10 protein-coding genes are annotated in these 18,131 nt (G+C 46.4%); 4 read left to right on the top strand and 6 right to left on the bottom strand.

Annotated elements, in window-relative coordinates; all coding sequences use genetic code 11:
- Positions 1–140 precede the first annotated feature (140 nt).
- Positions 141–1,742, top strand: a complete 1,602-nt coding sequence (locus ABD031_RS03110) for a hypothetical protein (protein WP_343848339.1) — start codon at positions 141–143, stop codon at positions 1,740–1,742.
- A gap of 93 nt (positions 1,743–1,835) precedes the next feature.
- Here ABD031_RS03110 and ABD031_RS03105 read toward each other — a convergent pair whose 3' ends face one another.
- From ABD031_RS03105 to ABD031_RS03095, 3 genes are all read right to left on the bottom strand, one after another.
- A complete protein-coding gene (locus tag ABD031_RS03105; protein ID WP_343848338.1) occupies positions 1,836–6,200 on the bottom strand; it encodes a hypothetical protein in 4,365 nt (1,454 codons plus the stop codon).
- 1,580 nt (positions 6,201–7,780) lie between these two features.
- The gene (locus ABD031_RS03100) at positions 7,781–8,005 is read right to left on the bottom strand and encodes a hypothetical protein (RefSeq protein ID WP_343848337.1); all 225 of its coding nucleotides are present in this window, start codon (positions 8,003–8,005) and stop codon (positions 7,781–7,783) included.
- A gap of 436 nt (positions 8,006–8,441) precedes the next feature.
- Positions 8,442–9,476 (bottom strand): RluA family pseudouridine synthase, encoded by a 1,035-nt coding sequence (locus ABD031_RS03095; RefSeq protein ID WP_343848336.1) that lies wholly within the window; start codon positions 9,474–9,476, stop codon positions 8,442–8,444.
- Positions 9,477–9,493: 17 nt separating this feature from the next.
- Here ABD031_RS03095 and ABD031_RS03090 point away from each other — a divergent pair, with 17 nt between their 5' ends.
- Positions 9,494–10,441, top strand: a complete 948-nt coding sequence (locus ABD031_RS03090; RefSeq protein ID WP_343848335.1) for a 1-aminocyclopropane-1-carboxylate deaminase/D-cysteine desulfhydrase — start codon at positions 9,494–9,496, stop codon at positions 10,439–10,441.
- On the opposite strand, the gene ABD031_RS03085 is transcribed toward ABD031_RS03090, so the two are convergent.
- The 3 genes from ABD031_RS03085 to ABD031_RS03075 are packed head-to-tail and all read right to left on the bottom strand — an operon-like array spanning position 10,387 to position 14,414.
- Entirely contained in the window at positions 10,387–11,067 is a 681-nt protein-coding gene (locus ABD031_RS03085) for an AlbA family DNA-binding domain-containing protein (RefSeq protein ID WP_343848334.1), read from the bottom strand. The genes ABD031_RS03090 and ABD031_RS03085 overlap by 55 nt on opposite strands.
- A 24-nt stretch (positions 11,068–11,091) precedes the next feature.
- A complete protein-coding gene (gene uvrB / locus ABD031_RS03080) occupies positions 11,092–13,134 on the bottom strand; it encodes an excinuclease ABC subunit UvrB (RefSeq protein WP_343848333.1) in 2,043 nt (680 codons plus the stop codon).
- Between the two features lie 59 nt (positions 13,135–13,193).
- Positions 13,194–14,414 carry a lipoprotein N-acyltransferase Lnb domain-containing protein gene (locus ABD031_RS03075; RefSeq protein ID WP_343848332.1) on the bottom strand — a complete coding sequence of 407 codons (1,221 nt, stop codon included), beginning with the start codon at positions 14,412–14,414 and terminating at the stop codon, positions 13,194–13,196.
- A 10-nt stretch (positions 14,415–14,424) separates the two neighbouring features.
- Between ABD031_RS03075 and ABD031_RS03070 the strand changes: the two genes are divergently transcribed.
- Both ABD031_RS03070 and ABD031_RS03065 read left to right on the top strand, forming a co-directional pair.
- Positions 14,425–16,737 (top strand): T9SS type A sorting domain-containing protein, encoded by a 2,313-nt coding sequence (locus tag ABD031_RS03070; RefSeq protein WP_343848331.1) that lies wholly within the window; start codon positions 14,425–14,427, stop codon positions 16,735–16,737.
- Positions 16,738–16,812: 75 nt separating this feature from the next.
- Positions 16,813–18,126: a gluconate:H+ symporter gene (locus ABD031_RS03065; RefSeq protein WP_343848330.1), complete on the top strand. Its 1,314-nt coding sequence runs from the start codon at positions 16,813–16,815 to the stop codon at positions 18,124–18,126.
- The last annotated feature ends 5 nt before the right edge of the window (positions 18,127–18,131 follow it).

Here is an 18,131-nt window from a genome sequence, read left to right as displayed (position 1 = left end):
ATTTCAGAATAATATTTTATCCAGAATAGAAATTAAGTAAATTCGCTCCGAAAAAATCGACTATCACAGACGATATCAGAATTAAATTCCTTTTTCCGTAGTCAAACGACATTATTACCAACATACAAATCACCTCTTTCATGAAAAAGTATTGCCTTGCTTTTCTACTTGCTACAGCATTTCTAAGCGCCTGTCAGGAAAGCGAAGATCCAGAAACTATTATCATCCGCACGGACAGCGAGACGCTTAGTGAGCGTATCTCCCTCGATGGTACCGGCGTAGTCACGTTGATCGATCCTAGCGCTCCGGCCGGAAGAATTCAAGAGACCTCGTCCGAGCTACCGTTGATCCTTATTTCCCAAGTACCAGGCCCGGAATATGAGGGTCAAAGACTTCGTGCTACCCACGTGGACATTGACGGGGACTTTGCCTATGTCGGCTACAATCTGGAAGGTGAGCGATACCTGGGTGCGGTGGAGATTTTCGACATTTCCAATGCCTATAAACCTAAAATTGTCTCTCAGGCAATTTTCACAGATGCAGAAGTAAGCTCATTGGAGTACGCCAACGGCGCACTCTATCTCGCCATGGCAGTGGATGTGGATGGCACACAGGAGGTGACTAGCCCTGCAAATCTAGCAACGGTTGCCGTCTCAGAAGGACGCTTCTCTTCTGCTTTCAATTTCACCTCCATCCTCGGGTATGTCGCTACTGACGTCACCCGCACACAAAATGCCACTGCTGTCACCAGCGGCAACCCGGGAATCTTGGGTTTAGTAGACAACGCCGGAACGATCACCAACGAAGTAGAAATGCAGGACTTAAGAAGTGTGGCGTTCGGCAACGATCGCTTGGCTGTCCTTAGCGGCATAAATGGTGTCACGATTTTCAATCCAAGCAACTTGTCCACTACAGCCACCATTCCACTCGCAGCGGCTACTCCCGAAGCTAAGCGCACGATTGCCATCAGGGACAGCCGCGTCTATATCGCGGAAGGTGCCAATGGCGCGGGAATCTACAGACTGGACAACGGAGCAAATATTGCCAAGCTACCTATACCCATCAATCCTGCCGACACGGATCCGGGTGATGTGGTGACCAACGCGGTATCTGTTGACAATTCCCTTTTGTTTATGGCCAACGGCGCAGCCGGAGTTTCCATCTCGGATGTGAGCAACATCTCAGCCATCAAGTCTTTTGGGATCATCGATCTAGACGGCTCCTCCAACTTTGTGAGAAATGAAGAAAACTTCGTATTTGTAGCTACTGGAACGGGCGGCTTGCAGATTCTCAAAATCAACAAAGAAGAAAGCAATCCAACCGGCGAGCGATGCGCAGGTCTGCCCTCCTATCCAGGAGACTATTGGCTAAACATCAATAGCAACGAAACCAAGGCTTATGCCGGAGCGGCTTCGATCGGCGGTATCAATAACAACAGCAATTTCTTGTTTTGTGGCTCGTTGGCGGTACTCGATCAGTTTAATCTTAATGGTAATTCCGTGACCGAAGTCTATGGTTCTTTGGCTTTTGGCAGATACAATGCCGGAACAACCATGAATGTCAACGCAACATTAAAACTATCCGGATCTATTGTCATCTATGGTGACTTGAACCTCAACAGTGGAGCAAAATTGGAATTTATAGGCACTGGCAACAGCATCACGATCTATGGTCGCGTAAACAAAAACAGCGGGGTCACTATTACCGGTGACTACACCGATACAGAGGGAAAACTGAAATAATCCATTTTAACCTTCAATTTCAAAAGGCATCCCAACCGGGATGCCTTTTTACTTTTCCGGCGACTTCGAGCTACCAGCAAGTCTTACCAATTCTCAACGATGCTCTTCGTCCTCCTTTCGCTTCGGCTCCTTGGCCCGACCCAGGCCGATTGTGCCTCGAAGTCCGCTGAAAGTGGCCTTCCACCATGACGCAAACACAAACTTTCGCTTGTCTCTAGGCTGGTAGATTTTGCGTCTGGCAATCTTGGAGGACAGGGCTCTCGGGTTAGAGTTTTTTGCAAAAAGATTTGCTCCAAACGTATAGAATTTCAATTTTCCCATGCCTTGCGAAAGTGTCAGGGAGTCCAAAAACTGAATCTTCAAATCAGAATAGCCAAATTCCATCTCGCCCCTAGCCACATTGTCGTCCAGTGTGAAGTTCCAAGTGCCGTCCGAAACGGTGCCGTCAAGTGCCTTAATGAACAAAGTTTTGGAAAGGAAATCGTTGACCGCTGTAAATTCAAAATCGGTCATATTTACGGCCACCTCCATGGGGTATTTCTCACTAAAATACATCTTAGCCTCTAGCCCAACTCGTGACGTATCCATAATATAGGCTTCCACTCCCAGTCTGAGCTGATCCAATGGGTATGCCTGCTCTTGCTTTCTCAGGTAAAAAGGCGCCAGATCCGCATTGATCCGATCAAAAGAAATCATGCCGGGAACCATCCCCTTGGGGGCAAATTCAAAATATCTTACCCGCCCATTCCGAATCCTCAGAGAGTACAGGTCTGCATTTACATCGGCATTTTCCAACATATACTGAGGCATCGGCTTAAAGGCCGTGCTGTCAAAGGGACGTCGTTTGTCCCTAAACAGGTCTATTTCCGGATTTTCGACTACCAGTTCCTCGGCCTTGATGAGATTTTGCTCAAGGTAACTTTCCAGATCAATTTGATTTATCTTCAGTGCACCTACCCTGGCGGTCACCACATCTGCCTGGTAGGGCAACTTTCGCAGGAGACCATAGTTACCATCTACGGGACGATAATAGATTTCCTTCAAAACCAGATTCCCGGCGCTGTAGTCCACGCTTCCGATGTCCACCTTATAAAGACTGTCAGGCGTGACAATTGCATAATTCTTAAGACCAAACTCAGCATTTTTCTCGGCCAACAATTTCAGATCCAGTGCCTGTTCCTGGTCCAGCAGATTGAGGTTGAGGTCAATCGCTTTTGCAGAAATGCCCTCGAAGCCAAGGCGGGGAATCGGCCCTACTCCTTTATGATGTAATACGAGTTTCCCATTTTGCAATATAAAGTCTCCTAGCAAAACCGAATGAATCAGGGAAGTCTTGGAAGCTGTCTTCGGCGATTTGGTTTCCTTTTTGACTTTGGCGGTATCCAAATAGAGATTGATCGTCGGGTTGACCAACCGCAACTCACTCAAATCAAAAACTCCCGTCTCTTGAATTTCTGCCAAATGATTGTGCCTGAGGATCAACTGGTCGATCTTGGCATCTATCGCCGGATTCCCGGGATTGCCAAACTGATCTTTCGGAGCGAGGTAAAAATCAGAAAACACAATCTCATCTTTAAACGACCCGATTTCGACCTTCGAAAACCCCAGGGTATGGACGCTGTCGGGCATGGCAAATCGGAATTCGTTCAAGTTCAGATTTGCGACCTCATACAGACTCCCCACATCTCTGGTCGCGACGATGGTCGAATCAAGTTTAAATCCGCGAATCAACAGGCCAAAGTCTGTTTCTATGGAATTGAGTGGAGAGTTTTCTGTTTGATAGTTGATAGATAGTCTCGAATTACTTGTCTGAATCGTGTCGATAACCACTTCTTCCAGGGATCTTTTTCGGGCATTTCTCGGTTTCTTTGAGCTGGAGGAGGGGGCCGTCGTCACTGCCCGGTCTATTCCGATCTCAAACTGCCCACGATCGATTTCCAATTTGTCCAAATCGAGTTTGTTCTCAAACAGAAAACGTTCTATATCCACCCCTTTGAAGTCCACCTTGGGAAGGACAAGCGCCAGCTGAATTTTGCCAGGGAAATCCGCATTGGGGATCAAAACCAGATCTTCCACTTCAATCGATTGTCGAAGCGAGTTGTAATGAAGTTTGTCAGTCGTCACCTCATATTTACCTCCGCCAAGACTGAAAGAATAATTGTTAAACCTCAGGTCGATCTCATCAGAAAACAAGGTTTTATCGTTGGAAATCTCCGCATTCTGGTCCAAAACAAAATTTCTGAGACCAAGCGACAGGTTGTCCTCCTCAAAATTTGATCGCTTCCCTTCAACCTGACTTCGGTAGCTGACCTTCGCCTCAACCAAGCTCACGGTATCTACAGCTATCGCCTTGAAATATCCCAGCAAGACCTCCCGAAGCTCATCATTCGAACTCGGGGAATCGACCCCGGTTCTAATTTTTTCCCGATAGGTTGCTATAGAAAAAACGGGGTTCGGCATTAGAATGCGATGTACAAAAAGCTTTTCATCATAAAAGATCGCTTTGATATCCACCCCCTCAGCACGAAATATCGGCACCGTAAAATCGACTAGTGAGGTCTTCCCATACGCCTCCAGCGCCTCCGATAGCTGCTCGTGATCTTCAGGCTGTATGGTAAGGTTCTTCACTTCGATCAATTGCCCTTTGGAATCAATAGTCAACTGATCCGCCAGGATGATATGCAGGTTGTCTTTCAACTGGAGCCGATACTTATCCAGCTTAAGATAGATCTCGTCCAGCTGAACCTGATCCTGGATTTTCGCCGAAGTTTCCGGTTGAAAAAATATTTTTTCCAATCGAATACTAAACTTCTCAAACTCTATGTCGTTCCGCCTTTCGCCTCCAGCGCCGATGAACTGAATAGTGCCATCTTCTACTTCAAAGGTCCCTATTGAGACTTCATTCATAAAGTCGCCGACGATTTCTCCAAGTGGCACCTGGCTCTTTTTATCCCCACTTGAACTGGACAGTTCCGTATATTCCACCTTGGGACGCAGGATCTTAATCTGTTCGGCATGGAGCACGCCGTTGTTGTACAGCTCTTTTAACCCGACATTGTCAATCGAAAACTCAGCCAAATCCAATCGTAACAACCTTTCTGGATCTTGCGTACTGAGCGATCCCGGCCTGGGCTGTATGCTCAATTTCTTTACCATCAGCTCATCCTTGAACGAAGACACGCTGACCTCTTCTCCAGTCACCAAATGAATCTGATCTCCAAGGTAAATCCGGCTGCCTTTGATTTCCATAGCGGCATCTTTGCCATAAAAAAATTGATTTTCCTTTCTGATCGAATCATCTCCAAGATAGAATTCAACCATCTTGAAGTTCAGCTCGTCCAGTTCAATCCTATTTCTGAGACTATCGTCAATCTCGGCTTTCACAAACTTTCCCCGATTGATCGACAACTCCTTGATCCTGACCGACTCTAGGCTTCCCTTGATGAAATCATTTAGATCTCCCGACGCGGCGCTGTCCGACTTCACTCTCGGGTTGCTCGCCACCTCCAGATCGGGACTGTCAAGGATCAACTCATCGATCTCTACGATCGAAGTCATAAATGCCTTGTTGAGGTCTACATTTCCAACCCGAAGTTCTTTGAGCCCCACCTGATAATAGGCCTTGCTCTCTTTGGTTTTATCCGCTGTCAAACTCAGCAACTGAATGTCTATCACGTTGTCCAACGAAGATATGAACACCCGGTCCGCCGTAATCTCATGCACGCCATCCGCCACCGGATAAGTCACCTTTTCCAGTTCAAATTCAAAACCTTCCGCATTGAAAGGTGTTTTCCACTCTTCCTGAGTCGTAAAATCTATATTTCGAATCAGCAGCGAAGTATTGTCCGCCTTTAAATCTGCCTTGCTCAAAAAATTGGAGAAGAACACATTGGCATGGTCTATCTCCACCGATTTAATCAAGAGTCCGGTGAGATTCATGTTCCTCACGATCCTTTTGATCTCATCTTCTAGGGCTTTTACCGGAGAAATGCTTGGCTCCACCATCGTGCTATCCCCGTCCGTGTTCTTGGCATCAAGCTTAGAACCTGGAGGTAGATCCAGTTTGATATAGGGGTTGTCAATATAGATCTTGCCGATGGTGAACTCCTTGTCAGCAAAATCGTACCAAAGACTTCTAAAGGCCATTTGATCCAAAGTAATGTCAAACAGCGCCTGATCTGCCCTTCTCTTGTCCGGATTAACCGGCTGCATGACGATGCCGTCAAGAAAAAATCCCCGGCGTATCAACGAAAAACTGAATCGATTGAAATCCACCAGGTAAACCTCCTTGGTAGCTTCATTGATCTTCCTTTGGGCAAACTTTCTGAGAAAAATATTGGAACCGAAGTACAGCACAAACTCCAAAAAGAGTAGGGAAAGCACGACGATCATTCCGATCCTGAGAATTTTTCTTCGAAGAGGATGAGCAAAATGTTTCTCCTTTTTCTCAGATTCCATAAATGTGAGATAAGAAATAAATATTCAAAAGATAGCACAAAAAAGCCCAAAAACAGAAAAAGCAATGCGATGCATTGCTTTTAAAGGGCTGTAGGAGAAGGATTCGAACCTCCACGAGGCAGTTAGGCAATAGTCCGGTTGAATTACGCTTTGTGCTGAACTCCTCACCCCCGAGACAGGAGGGCTTGTCTGCCAATTTCAACATCCTACAGTATGTAAATAAAATCAGAGAGAGGAACACGGCTGCCCGTCGGAAGCGTTTGTTCCAATCCCCTGATAATCAAAAAGCTCTTGCGAGCTTTTATCAATCAGTTGAATAGGTTTGAGAACTTTAGTGTCACAAAATTAGAAAACCCAGTGGTTTATTAAACTTTTGTTAAGTTTTATTTTTATTTTTTACATTATAGTCAATAAAAGATGAATAAATTAAAAAATAAGAAAAAGAAAGCCTGAAAATCACGGGTTTGTTTAGAGATTTGACAATAGATTACAAAATCAGGATCTACTTGTTATAAATTTCGAGTTTAAACACCAGTACAAAATCTTATAGCTGCATTCTGACTTTTGGACAGGTCAAAACAACCTTTGCTTTTCGAGCGGAAAAAAAGCAAATCGACTCAATTCCCGATGCTTATCAAGGAATGAATCCGGTGTGCTCAAGAAATCTGCAGTGGCGTTCAGAAAAGTATAGGCAATAAAAAAACCATGAAATAGAATTTCATGGTTTTAGTCAATTAACAATAAACCCAAAATAACCTGCTGTAGGAGAAGGATTCGAACCTCCACGGAGTAGTTAGGCAAATTTTACGAGCTCGCTAAAATGCTTTGTCCTATGACCTCCACCCCCGAGACAGGAGGGCTTGTCTGCCAATTTCAACATCCTACATTGTGAGAGAGACCATGTGTCTCTGTTTGATATTTCAAAGTTAACAAAATGATCCTTTTGTTAAAATTTTGGCAACAAATATTTATAATTTTTACACTATTTATAATTTTAATGTCAATTAATTAAAAATACGCACATTTTAACAAGCACGAAAACACCTTTTTTTAAAAATATGGCAAGAGGTTTTTAAGACTCGAATCTGTTTCAACCCACAATTGAATGCCGACAGAAATACAAAATCTCCTTTTCTCCCGGAAAATTGGGCAATAAAAAAACCATGAAATAGAATTTCATGGTTTTAGTCAATTAACAATAAACCCAAAATAACCTGCTGTAGGAGAAGGATTCGAACCTCCACGGAGTAGTTAGGCAAATTTTACGAGCTCGCTAAAATGCTTTGTCCTATGACCTCCACCCCCGAGACAGGAGGGCTTGTCTGCCAGTTTCAACATCCTACATCGTGTGAGAGACCGTTTGTCTCTGTTTGATGTTTCAAAGTTAACAAATTGATTCTTTTACTGAAATTTTGGCAACAATTATTTATAATTTTTACACTATTTGTAATTATTTAGTCAATTAATTGAATTTACACACATTTCAACAAGCATGAAAAAGCCTTTTTTTAAAAATTTGACAACAAGTTTGCCAGGGTCAAATTTGCTTCGAATGCCGTTTGAAAGAAAATTCAAACTGACTACCCGGCACCTAGCCAGTAAGGATTTAGTTGTGATAAAGTAAATGTGATTATCGTGCGCTGGACATGCTTGCCTTGTGTCAAAGGCAGGGTTAATGTTTGACTGCCCGTCAGTTTAGAATTGCCGACAGTGTTGAAGGCTACTGTCAATACTCCGAGGATATGCAAAACTTGTTTACCCCGAAAAAATTTAGGCAATAAAAAAACCATGAAATAGAATTTCATGGTTTTAGTCAATTAACAATAAACCCAAAATAACCTGCTGTAGGAGAAGGATTCGAACCTCCACGGAGTAGTTAGGCAAATTTACGAGCTCGCTAAATGCTTTATCCTATGACCTCCACCCCCGAGACAGGAGGGCTTGTCTGCCAGTTTCAACATCCTACATTGTGTGAGAGACCATTTGTCTCTGTTTGATATTTCAAATATAGTAGGTGTTTCCGGATAATTACAAATTATTCAATAATATGATTGAAAATTTACAGTATATTTAATAAAACGACAAATAATTATCATTTACATAAAATAGATTGCTCTCAAGGCCGATTTTTTAAAGATCTATCAACAAGTTGGTGTTTTTTTGCCTAATCGACATATATTGATTCGTTTTTTTGAATTTTATGAATAAAATATACCAATTCATTGCCTAATCAGAAATAAACTATTCGAAATTGACGTAGTCTTCCCACTTATTCAGTACTGCGCCGAAATCCTCCGGAAGAGGCGCTTCCCGATAAAGCTTCTCTTTGGTGATCGGATGCACAAAGCCCAAACTCATCGCATGCAGGGCCTGACGTGGCATCAGATCAAAACAATTCTGAATAAATGCCTTGTACTTGGCAAACTGCGTCCCTTTGCGGATTTTATCTCCCCCATACATTGAATCGTTGAAAAGTGGATGACCAACGTACTTCATGTGGGCACGTATTTGGTGAGTGCGTCCAGTCTCCAAATTACACTGGATCAGCGTCACGTAGCGTAGACGTTTCAAAACTTTCCAGTGGGTCACAGCATGCTTCCCCTGGCTACCATCGGGAAATACATCCATCACCTTTCGGTCTTTGGCACTTCTGCCGACGTGTCCGCGGATTGTCCCGGAATCTGCCTCCGGCTCACCCCAGACCAATGCCAAGTAAGTCCGTTCTATCGTATGGTGGAAAAATTGGGAGGCCAATGGAGTCATCGCATCCTCCGACTTGGCAATCACCAGAAGACCCGAAGTATCCTTGTCGATCCTATGCACCAGCCCCGGTCTTCCTTCGTTGCCTTTCATCTCCGGCAAATGCTGAAAGTGAAAAACCAACGCATTCGCCAGAGTACCATTCCAATTGCCCTGCGCAGGATGCACAACCATACCCGGAGGTTTGTTTACAATCAGCAGACTTTTGTCCTCGTAGACAATATCCAGCGGAATATCCTCAGGAATCACCTCCGTATCGCGACGAGGTTTGTCCATGAAAACTTGGATGTCGTCAAGCGGCTTGATCCGATAGTTGGACTTGATAGGCTTCCCATTCACCAAAACGGTCTCGCTTTCGATAGCTTGCTGCACCTTATTACGGGCGACGTGGGCGATCTTCTCGGTCAGAAACTTGTCAATCCGAACCAGAGCTTGTCCTTTGTCCACCAAAATCCGATGGCGCTCAAACAATTCTAACTCGTCCTCTTCTAACTCTTCTTCGGGTTGTTGGCTCATGCCGCAAAAATAGAAGGATGTCGCTTAACTTTGGCAAAAGTCTCCAAATGCTTGTCGCACAACCTATTCCTATTCAACACCTATCGCATCCTCTTTTGTCAGAAAAAGTGATTCGATTGGCCGTTTTGAGATTGGACAAAGTCCATTCGGTGGTATCCGGCAACAAGTTTTTCAAACTCAAACACAACCTCGAAGAAGCAAAAACGCTTGGAAAAAAAACGATTCTGACCTTTGGTGGGGCATTTTCCAATCATATCCACGCCACAGCAGCAGCAGCACATGCTGAAGATTTACAATGCATCGGGATCATTCGCGGAGAAGACGCCGATCTGGCCAATCCGACGTTGGCGTATGCGCGAAAGATGGGGATGAAGCTTCATTTTGTGGACAGGGAAAGCTATCGAAACAAGAATTCTCCGCAGTTCCAGGAAAAATTGAGGATCCTGTTTGACGACTTTTATCTTATTCCGGAGGGCGGAACCAACGAATTGGCGATTGCCGGGACGAAAGAAATCCTTGATGAATCTCATTCCAATTATACGCACGTTGCTGTGTCTATTGGTACAGGAGGCACATTTTCCGGACTGATCGCAAGCCTCCAACCTCAACAGACGCTAATCGGCTGCTCTTCTCTGAAAGGTGAATTCATTCGGAAAGAAATGGCGAATCTATTTTCGAAGTACAACATCCATTCGTCTGGCAAATGGGAAATTCAAACGGACTATCACTTTGGCGGATATGGCAAACACAAACCGGAATTGATCTGTTTTATGCATTGGTTTTATTCGGAGTTTCACATCCCGCTCGACCCGATTTACACAGGCAAGATGGCTTTCGGCATTTGGGATTTAATTGAAAAAAATCATTTTCCAAAAGGATCCAGCATCCTGATGATACACACCGGAGGACTTCAGGGAAATGCGGGATTTTTCAAGCAAACCGGAATCGACCTACCTATCCTTTGACCGTAAAATAGTCTTCGGATTCCTGTGGATGGATCGTGAGCACGTTGGCCGCCACAAGCCTGACAAGTGTCTTTGAGGCTAAAAAGCGAGGAATCTTGGCCAATTTTGAAAATTCCTTCAGCGTAATCCTCCCGCTTTTCCCCCACCGCTTTCATCAGAATTTCCTCTTTCCAACCATAAGTGAAAATCGTATCCTTTTGAACGCGCCCCTTTCTCAGTATCTCCCAAACTTCCCGGCTCGCTTGGACACTGTGATCCTGAACGCGGATATAGGCCTGTTTTCGACCTTTCTCCCGAAGGTAGTATGGGCGCTCCGGACTCTTTGGAATTCGAAAAATAGCCACGCCTTTTTTCTCTGAAAGCTTAACCGAAAAAACCGGCACCTCCAGTGCCGGAAAAATCAGCTCCCGGATGGCTTTTTCCATCACAAAGATCTCCTCCTCAATATATCGCTGCCCACTGACTGTGCCGTCGTCATCCACTCCGATCAGCAGATCTCCGCCCTCGGTATTGGCAAAGGCGATCACCTCTCGGACGATTTTCTCGGGAAACGCTGCCTTTTTCTTGAATTCGATCTTGAGCCCCTCGCCTTTTGCGGTAAGGGCTTTCACCTCTGAAAGCGTCATAGCTTTAAATGGTTGGTTAAGATATCAGCTGTCGACTCCCCGACCGAGCTCTGCAAGACGTGATTTTTGTGATTGCCACTCGTCTCTGAGTCGAGCCGCTTCCATGAAATTGAGCTCCTTCGCTGCCTTTTCCATCTGCTTTTGAGTCTGCTGTACCAGCTTTTCGAGCTTATCTTTGCTCAAGTATTGCACGACTGGATCTGCCGCAATCTGTGCTTCGCCAGGCATAGGCTCTGCATAGAACTTCGCACCTTTCTTCGAGTCCGCAACTTTGGTCTGTCCCATGATCTTGTCTCTGGACTTGACCACCGTAGTCGGAGTGATGCCATGCTCCGTGTTGTATTCAATTTGAAGCGCACGTCTCCGCTTGGTCTCATCGATGGCTTTTTGCATCGAGTCAGTAATCTTATCGGCATACATGATCACTCGGCCTTCGGAATTCCGCGCTGCCCGGCCGATAGTCTGAACGAGCGAGCGCTCATTTCTCAGGAAGCCTTCTTTGTCCGCATCCAAGATCGCAACCAGCGAAACCTCCGGAAGATCCAAACCTTCCCTGAGTAGGTTGACTCCGACTAAGACATCAAAAACTCCGAGTCTCAGCTCGCGCAAAATCTCCACGCGGTCGAGCGTCTTCACCTCGGAGTGGATGTAGCGCGACTTGACTCCCGCTCGCTCCAGGAATTTCTGAAGCTCCTCCGCCATCCGCTTGGTCAGCGTCGTTACCAGCACTCGGGCATCGGTCTTGATCGTTTGGTCAATCTCGTCCAGTAAATCGTCGATCTGATTTTGACTTGGACGCACTTCAATTGTCGGATCGAGCAAACCTGTCGGACGAATAATCTGCTCCACCACGACGCCTTCAGTGAGCGCCAATTCATAGTCCGCTGGCGTGGCTGAGACATAGACAGTCTGCGGTGTCATCTGCTCAAACTCTTCAAACTTCAACGGCCTATTGTCCAGTGCAGAGGGAAGTCTAAAACCATAGTCCACCAGGTTGACCTTTCGGGAACGGTCTCCTCCCCACATCGCCCGAATCTGCGGAACGGTGACATGGCTCTCGTCGATTACCATCAGGTAATCATCAGGAAAGTAATCGAGCAGGCAAAAAGGCCGCGCGCCGGGCAGTCTCCGGTCAAAATACCGAGAATAGTTTTCCACTCCTGAACAATAGCCCAACTCTCGGATCATCTCCAGATCAAACTCCGTCCGCTCCTGCAGGCGCTTGGCCTCCATGAATTTTCCTTCGCTTTCAAAAAAATTAACCTGCGCCACCATATCGTCCTGAATCTCGTGGATCGCAGTATTGAGTGTATCCTTTCCGGTCACAAAAAGGTTGGCCGGGAAGATAGAAATGATCTTTTCATCGGCGAGCTTCTTGCCCGTCGCTGGTTCGATCCGTTGGATGGCCTCGATCTCATCCCCCCAAAAGAAAATCCGATAGGCAAAATCCGCATACGCGACAAACACATCCACCGTATCACCCTTCACCCGAAAAGTCCCATGCGTCAGATCCAATTGGGTTCGGCTATACAGGATGTCTACCAGTTTAAACAGTAACTGATTCCTCGGAATCCGGTCTCCTTCCTGGAGTCGCACGACATTTTTGCCAAATTCCTCCGGATTCCCGATACCATAAATGCAGGAAACAGACGCCACTACAATTACATCCCGTCTGCCGGTCAGCAGAGACGACGAGGCGCTGAGTCGTAGCTTTTCGATCTCCTGATTGATACTCAGATCTTTTTCGATGTAGGTTCCCGAGCTGGGAATAAAGGCCTCTGGCTGGTAGTAGTCGTAGTAGGAGATAAAATACTCCACCGCATTTTCAGGAAAAAACTGTTTGAACTCCCCGTACAGCTGGGCTGCCAAGGTCTTGTTGTGGCTCAGTACCAAAGTGGGCTTTTGGGTTTCCTGAATCAGGTTGGCAACTGTAAAAGTTTTGCCAGAACCTGTCACGCCGAGCAGAACCTGCGCGGATTCGCCGGCATGGATCCCGGCAGCGAGTTCCCTGATGGCATTCGGTTGGTCGCCGGTGGGCTGGTAGTCTGAGGTTAGTTTAAAATCCATAGCTTTTCTTCCAACACCCAACACCAAAAGTCGGGCAAAAAGTTTTCAACGGTTCAAAATCACCTGGTTTTCAGTGAGCTGCTTCCTATATTATAATAAAGGTAATTAGTGCGGAGGATGATCACCAAGAATAAGGGAATCAGGCTCGGGTGAAAAGACTGCCATCCCAAAATCCAAAACACTACCGCAGCATCTGCCAAAATCAGGGCAAACAGCAAGTACTTTCTCAGCCAAGGAAACGCGTCTTTTTTCAACAATCCCCAGACGAGGACAAGATGTCCTGGAAACGCCCAGAGGATATTCCAGTTCCACTTGGTCGCTGCGTGATCGGTAAAAAACCAAAGGAAAGTCAACAGCAGCCCCAGTAACCCAAGGACGGAAAACAATCCGATGTCAAAGCCGACCAGCAACCTTTTCTTTTTGTGACCAAAGAAAGTCACCGCAACAAACAGGATTGCCACAGCCCACATCACCGTGTAGGGGTTCAGCGTATCCATTACAAATTCTTCTTTCGGAAACTCCAAAATCACCCGGCTTGTTTTGACCAGCGCTCGCGAAGGTCCGTCACCCACGAGGGTTGCTTTGGCAAAAGCTTCCTCCATATAGTCTGGCAAAAATTGTTTTTCCCGCTCTGTCGCATCCCGGTCGATCACCGAACCTAAAGCCAGATCGATTCCAAAATCAGACCAAGGAAATGAATAGACATACTCGTCGATTAAGTCTCGGAACGTTTTCTCTTCCTCCTGGATTACCTCGCCCCATACTAACTCATCCCCGAGTGCGGTCTCAAATACGTCTCGAACTTTTGTCGCGCAGTTGTTAAAAAAGAACTCATAGCTGTAAAAGCGGCGCGAAGGATCGGACTCAAAAGTTAACCGTTGAACCAGATTGTCTGCCTGCTCCACCGAAAGATCCAACACCTGCTCTCGCACATCCCTTTGGAAATAGTCGTACTCGCGGATAAAGTTAGGAAAAGTCGTGACGCTGAGATAATAGTCATCCAGTCGTCCCATGACAAAATTCCCGTAGAAGTTTGGCGCGCGGAAGTCAAAGGTGCCGTAGTTGAACACCAGATCTTGACCACCCGGAGTCATCTGCCGCACTCTGACCGCGCTGTGCCCAAAACTGGAATAAAGCTCCTCGCCCGGTGAACAAGTCAATAAACTCACTTCGTAAACCTGTGCTTTCCCTGGCGATAAAGCCATGAAAATCAACAAAAAAAAGAGGTAAACTAGCTTGTTTTTAGATTTCATCTTCTTAAATTCTACTACTTTTTTCATCCAATTTTTTATGGATATTTTTAGCTTTTTAGGTTCCCTCTTAGGATTTTTTCTCCGCCGAATATACTGGTTATTCCTGGCAGTTGGAGGAGTATGCTTGATTCTGGAGTCTGCATTTTCACAAGAATTAAATGCCTATAAAACCATCAGCAGTGGCAATTTTCCGAACGTCTCCATTTGGGTGGTTTGGAATGGAACGGTCTGGAATCCGGCCGTTGTAAAACCTACTCAAAGTAACGACATCTACATCGATCAGACACACACACTCAGACTTATCGGACACGAAGCTGTGAAAAGTGTTTTTATAAATGCTGAAACAAGCGCCGGCCAAAAACTTAATCTGAACGGATTCAACCTTGACATCTACGGATCACTAAATGCCTTCTCAGGCCCAGCCCCCGGTACTCCGGATAATGCCTGGAATAGTATAAACTGGATTGGGAACTCCCTCGCGAGTACCCTGACTTTCAAGGGAACCTCAAGGGTGCTCATTAAAAAAAACAGCTGGAGTGCGCAAACGACCCAAAGTCGATTTTCAGTGATTTTTGAAGCCGATCCTGGCGAAACCTTCTCCTTGGAAGCGCCATTCAAATCCTTGGCTTTTACCATTCGGTCCGGATCGCTACTCCAAAAACTGGATACTTCAGTTTTGCCGAATACCTGTTTTACGTTGTCTTTCAACACCGAAACCACAGTTTTTGGAATTGGGCCATTTGGAGATTTTGTGATCGAACCCGGTGCAACTTTGATATCAGAATGCAATTCAAACATCCTGAATCGATCGACCAGCGGAACAACGAGCGCTCTCAATTTCGACTTGCAAAGCGGCGGAACTCTGATCTTGGAAGGAAACTCTCCCCGCATCGAGGCGGCCAATTTCCAATTGGGCGGAAAAGTGATCTTTCGTGGGGACACGGGTTCCAAGACTTTTCTATCAAGCTCCTATGTAGATGCCATAACTCCAGACGAAGTTCACGATTTGGAACTGCAAGGCACCCAGGCCCTCGCCCTACCGAACGAAATGACGCTGTCTGGGGATTTGGAAAAGAGCGGATCAGGGAATTTTATCACCAATAGTACCCGCTTGACCCTGGCAGGCTCGGGAGATCAGCAAATTCTGGGATTTCCATTGGTAATCCGAGATCTGGATTTGAATAAATCAGGCGGCCATTTCTATCCAAATTCCGATCTAACTATCCAAAGAAATCTAACGCTCACACAAGGCAGTATGGATCTCGAAGGGAATGACCTGTCAATCAATAGCGGACTCTCAGGAGCCTTAAACTACTCGGGAGGATCTTGGAAAAATGTCGGGCAGCTCCACTATTTCGGCATCCCAGCCACGCTGACGGCAAACAATGCTACCTTTCCATTTGAAGACACCCGAAACGGTGGCCTCCGCAAAGTCCAGCTTTTGGGGAATTCTGCGGGAGGGAACCTGACGATTGCTTTCACAGAATACGAAGGAGCGGAATACAATTCCGGCTTCTTCGATACCGACTCAACAGAGATTCTTTATCGGCTATTCAGCTACCTTACTTTTACCAACTTGACTCCGAGCCCAAATCCGCTAGAGCTCAGGATATCCGCACATCAATTGGTCGTGGATGATGTGAACGATCTCAGAATTGTAGGCACCGGTTATGCGGCGCCGGGAAATCATGCTCCTGGCTTAGATCCAATAGAACTTTGGGCGAGACGGGAATTGACTTTTGCCGGTTTGGTGGGAACTGATTTTACCATTGGAAGTGATCGCACGCCAACGATCTTGCCGATAACTTGGCTGGGTATCAGCTCAAAAATCACTGAGGGTGGCATCTTGATCAGCTGGGATGTGGTGGGGGAAAAGGGGGAGCTGAACTTCGAAATTTACAAATGCGCTGACCCACTCGCATTAGAATGGACGCAGATCGGCGTAACGGAATTTCAGGGCGGTATAGATCCGATCCAGAGCTACCAATTTCTGGATAACTCAGCAGATCTGTATATAGACAACTATTATAGAATTCGGCAGGTAGATCCCTCGGGAAATATCGGCTGGAGTGAAATCACAAAAATATCAAAACGCAAAACCGCCTCTGACAAGCTAATCATCTACCCAAATCCATATTACTCTGGCGAGGTCCGGATGGTTTTGCCGAATGTCTTCGACGAGAACGGTGCGGAGTTGACTATCTACAATACCCAGGGAAAACTCCTTCACCAAGGCAGATACCTTGATGCCGACTTGGAACAGCTGATGCACCAACTCACACCGGGGGTCTATCTTGTATCGATCAACTCGAATCAGCAGGCTTTGAGGGGAAAGTTAATCAGGAAATAGCTCCAAAATTTCTTGAGCCGAAAGACAGTTTTCTTCGATTTCCCTATCTTACCCGACAAACCCCAATCCTAACCTATGACCTTTGTTTTTGTGTTGGTCAGCATCGCTATCCTGGTGCTGCTGATCGTATGGGCCAAGCTCAATCCCTTCCTTGCTTTCCTGATTGCCTCGATCACCGGCGGTCTGCTGCTCGGACTTCCAGCCGACCAAGTTGCCAAATCTGTCCAAAAAGGAATGGGCGCCATGCTCGGTGACCTCGTGATCGTGATCGTGACCGGTGCCATGCTTGGCAAGCTCGTCTCCGAGAGTGGCGCAGCACAGCGGATCGCCGGTTTTCTGATGAAGATATTTGGAGAAAAATACATCACCTGGGCGATGGCCTTCACCGGACTCATCGTGGGTATTCCGCTCTTTTACAATGTCGGCTTTGTATTGCTGGTTCCCTTGGCCTTTACCGTCGCTTATCAATACAAGCTTCCGGCGGTGTATGTCGGTATGCCTCTGTTAGCTGCACTGTCCGTCACCCATGGTTTTCTGCCACCTCATCCGTCCCCGGCAGCGCTGGTGGCGCAGTTTGATGCCAATATGGGATTGACACTTTTCTACGGTTTCCTGATTGCCATTCCGACGATCATCATCGCGGGGCCACTTCTTGCTCCTTTTCTGAAAAATATCAAATCCCAACCGCTGAAGACTTTCCAGGCAGAACCCAAGCCAGAAAGTGAGCTTCCCGGCATCGGCAACAGCATCTTCACTGCCCTGCTGCCGGTGATCCTACTGATCGGCACTACCGCCCTGAGCTTAAACATCTCCCCGGAAGACCCGCTCAGCCCCATCATAAATTTCATTGCCGATCCCGGCGTCGTGATGTTGGTTTCGCTGTTCTATGCCACTTTTTCTCTCGGGATTTTCAGAAAGACCAACATGGTCACCCTAATGGATATCTATACTATTGCGACTAAAGACGTGTCGATGATTCTGCTCATTGTGGCTGGCGCTGGAGCGCTCAAGCAGATCTTTACTGACACAGGAGTAAGCCTGACCATCGCCGAGAGCCTCCAGACCTGGGACATCCATCCGCTTATCCTTGCGTGGATGATCACTGCTGTCATTCGAGTGTGCGTAGGATCGGCGACGGTCGCCGGGCTGACCACTGCCGGTATCATCGCTCCGTTGGTCACCACGATGAATGTCGATCCCAACCTACTCGTTCTATCCATCGGCGCTGGTAGCTTGATGTTTTCACACTTCAACGATGGAGGATTCTGGATGTACAAGGAGTTTTTCAATGTGAGCATCAAAGACACCCTGAAATCTTGGTCGCTGATGGAAACCATTGTAGCGGTCTCCGGGTTGATTGGAGTCCTTATTTTAGATCTTTTTGTCTAATTTCC

It is taken from the genome of Algoriphagus jejuensis (assembly GCF_039523455.1).
In the GTDB taxonomy this organism is placed as follows: domain Bacteria; phylum Bacteroidota; class Bacteroidia; order Cytophagales; family Cyclobacteriaceae; genus Algoriphagus; species Algoriphagus jejuensis.
This window is presented reverse-complemented; position numbering and strand designations above follow the sequence as displayed.

Excerpts from the sequence above, each read along its gene's own strand:
- ABD031_RS03110 (WP_343848339.1), top strand. The coding sequence starts at position 141 with ATGAAAAAGTATTGCCTTGCTTTTCTACTTGCTACAGCATTTCTAAGC.
- ABD031_RS03105 (WP_343848338.1), bottom strand. The coding sequence starts at position 6,200 with ATGGAATCTGAGAAAAAGGAGAAACATTTTGCTCATCCTCTTCGAAGA.
- ABD031_RS03100 (WP_343848337.1), bottom strand. The coding sequence starts at position 8,005 with ATGAAATTCTATTTCATGGTTTTTTTATTGCCTAAATTTTTTCGGGGT.
- ABD031_RS03095 (WP_343848336.1), bottom strand. The coding sequence starts at position 9,476 with ATGAGCCAACAACCCGAAGAAGAGTTAGAAGAGGACGAGTTAGAATTG.
- ABD031_RS03090 (WP_343848335.1), top strand. The coding sequence starts at position 9,494 with ATGTCGCTTAACTTTGGCAAAAGTCTCCAAATGCTTGTCGCACAACCT.
- ABD031_RS03085 (WP_343848334.1), bottom strand. The coding sequence starts at position 11,067 with ATGACGCTTTCAGAGGTGAAAGCCCTTACCGCAAAAGGCGAGGGGCTC.
- uvrB (WP_343848333.1), bottom strand. The coding sequence starts at position 13,134 with ATGGATTTTAAACTAACCTCAGACTACCAGCCCACCGGCGACCAACCG.
- ABD031_RS03075 (WP_343848332.1), bottom strand. The coding sequence starts at position 14,414 with ATGAAAAAAGTAGTAGAATTTAAGAAGATGAAATCTAAAAACAAGCTA.
- ABD031_RS03070 (WP_343848331.1), top strand. The coding sequence starts at position 14,425 with ATGGATATTTTTAGCTTTTTAGGTTCCCTCTTAGGATTTTTTCTCCGC.
- ABD031_RS03065 (WP_343848330.1), top strand. The coding sequence starts at position 16,813 with ATGACCTTTGTTTTTGTGTTGGTCAGCATCGCTATCCTGGTGCTGCTG.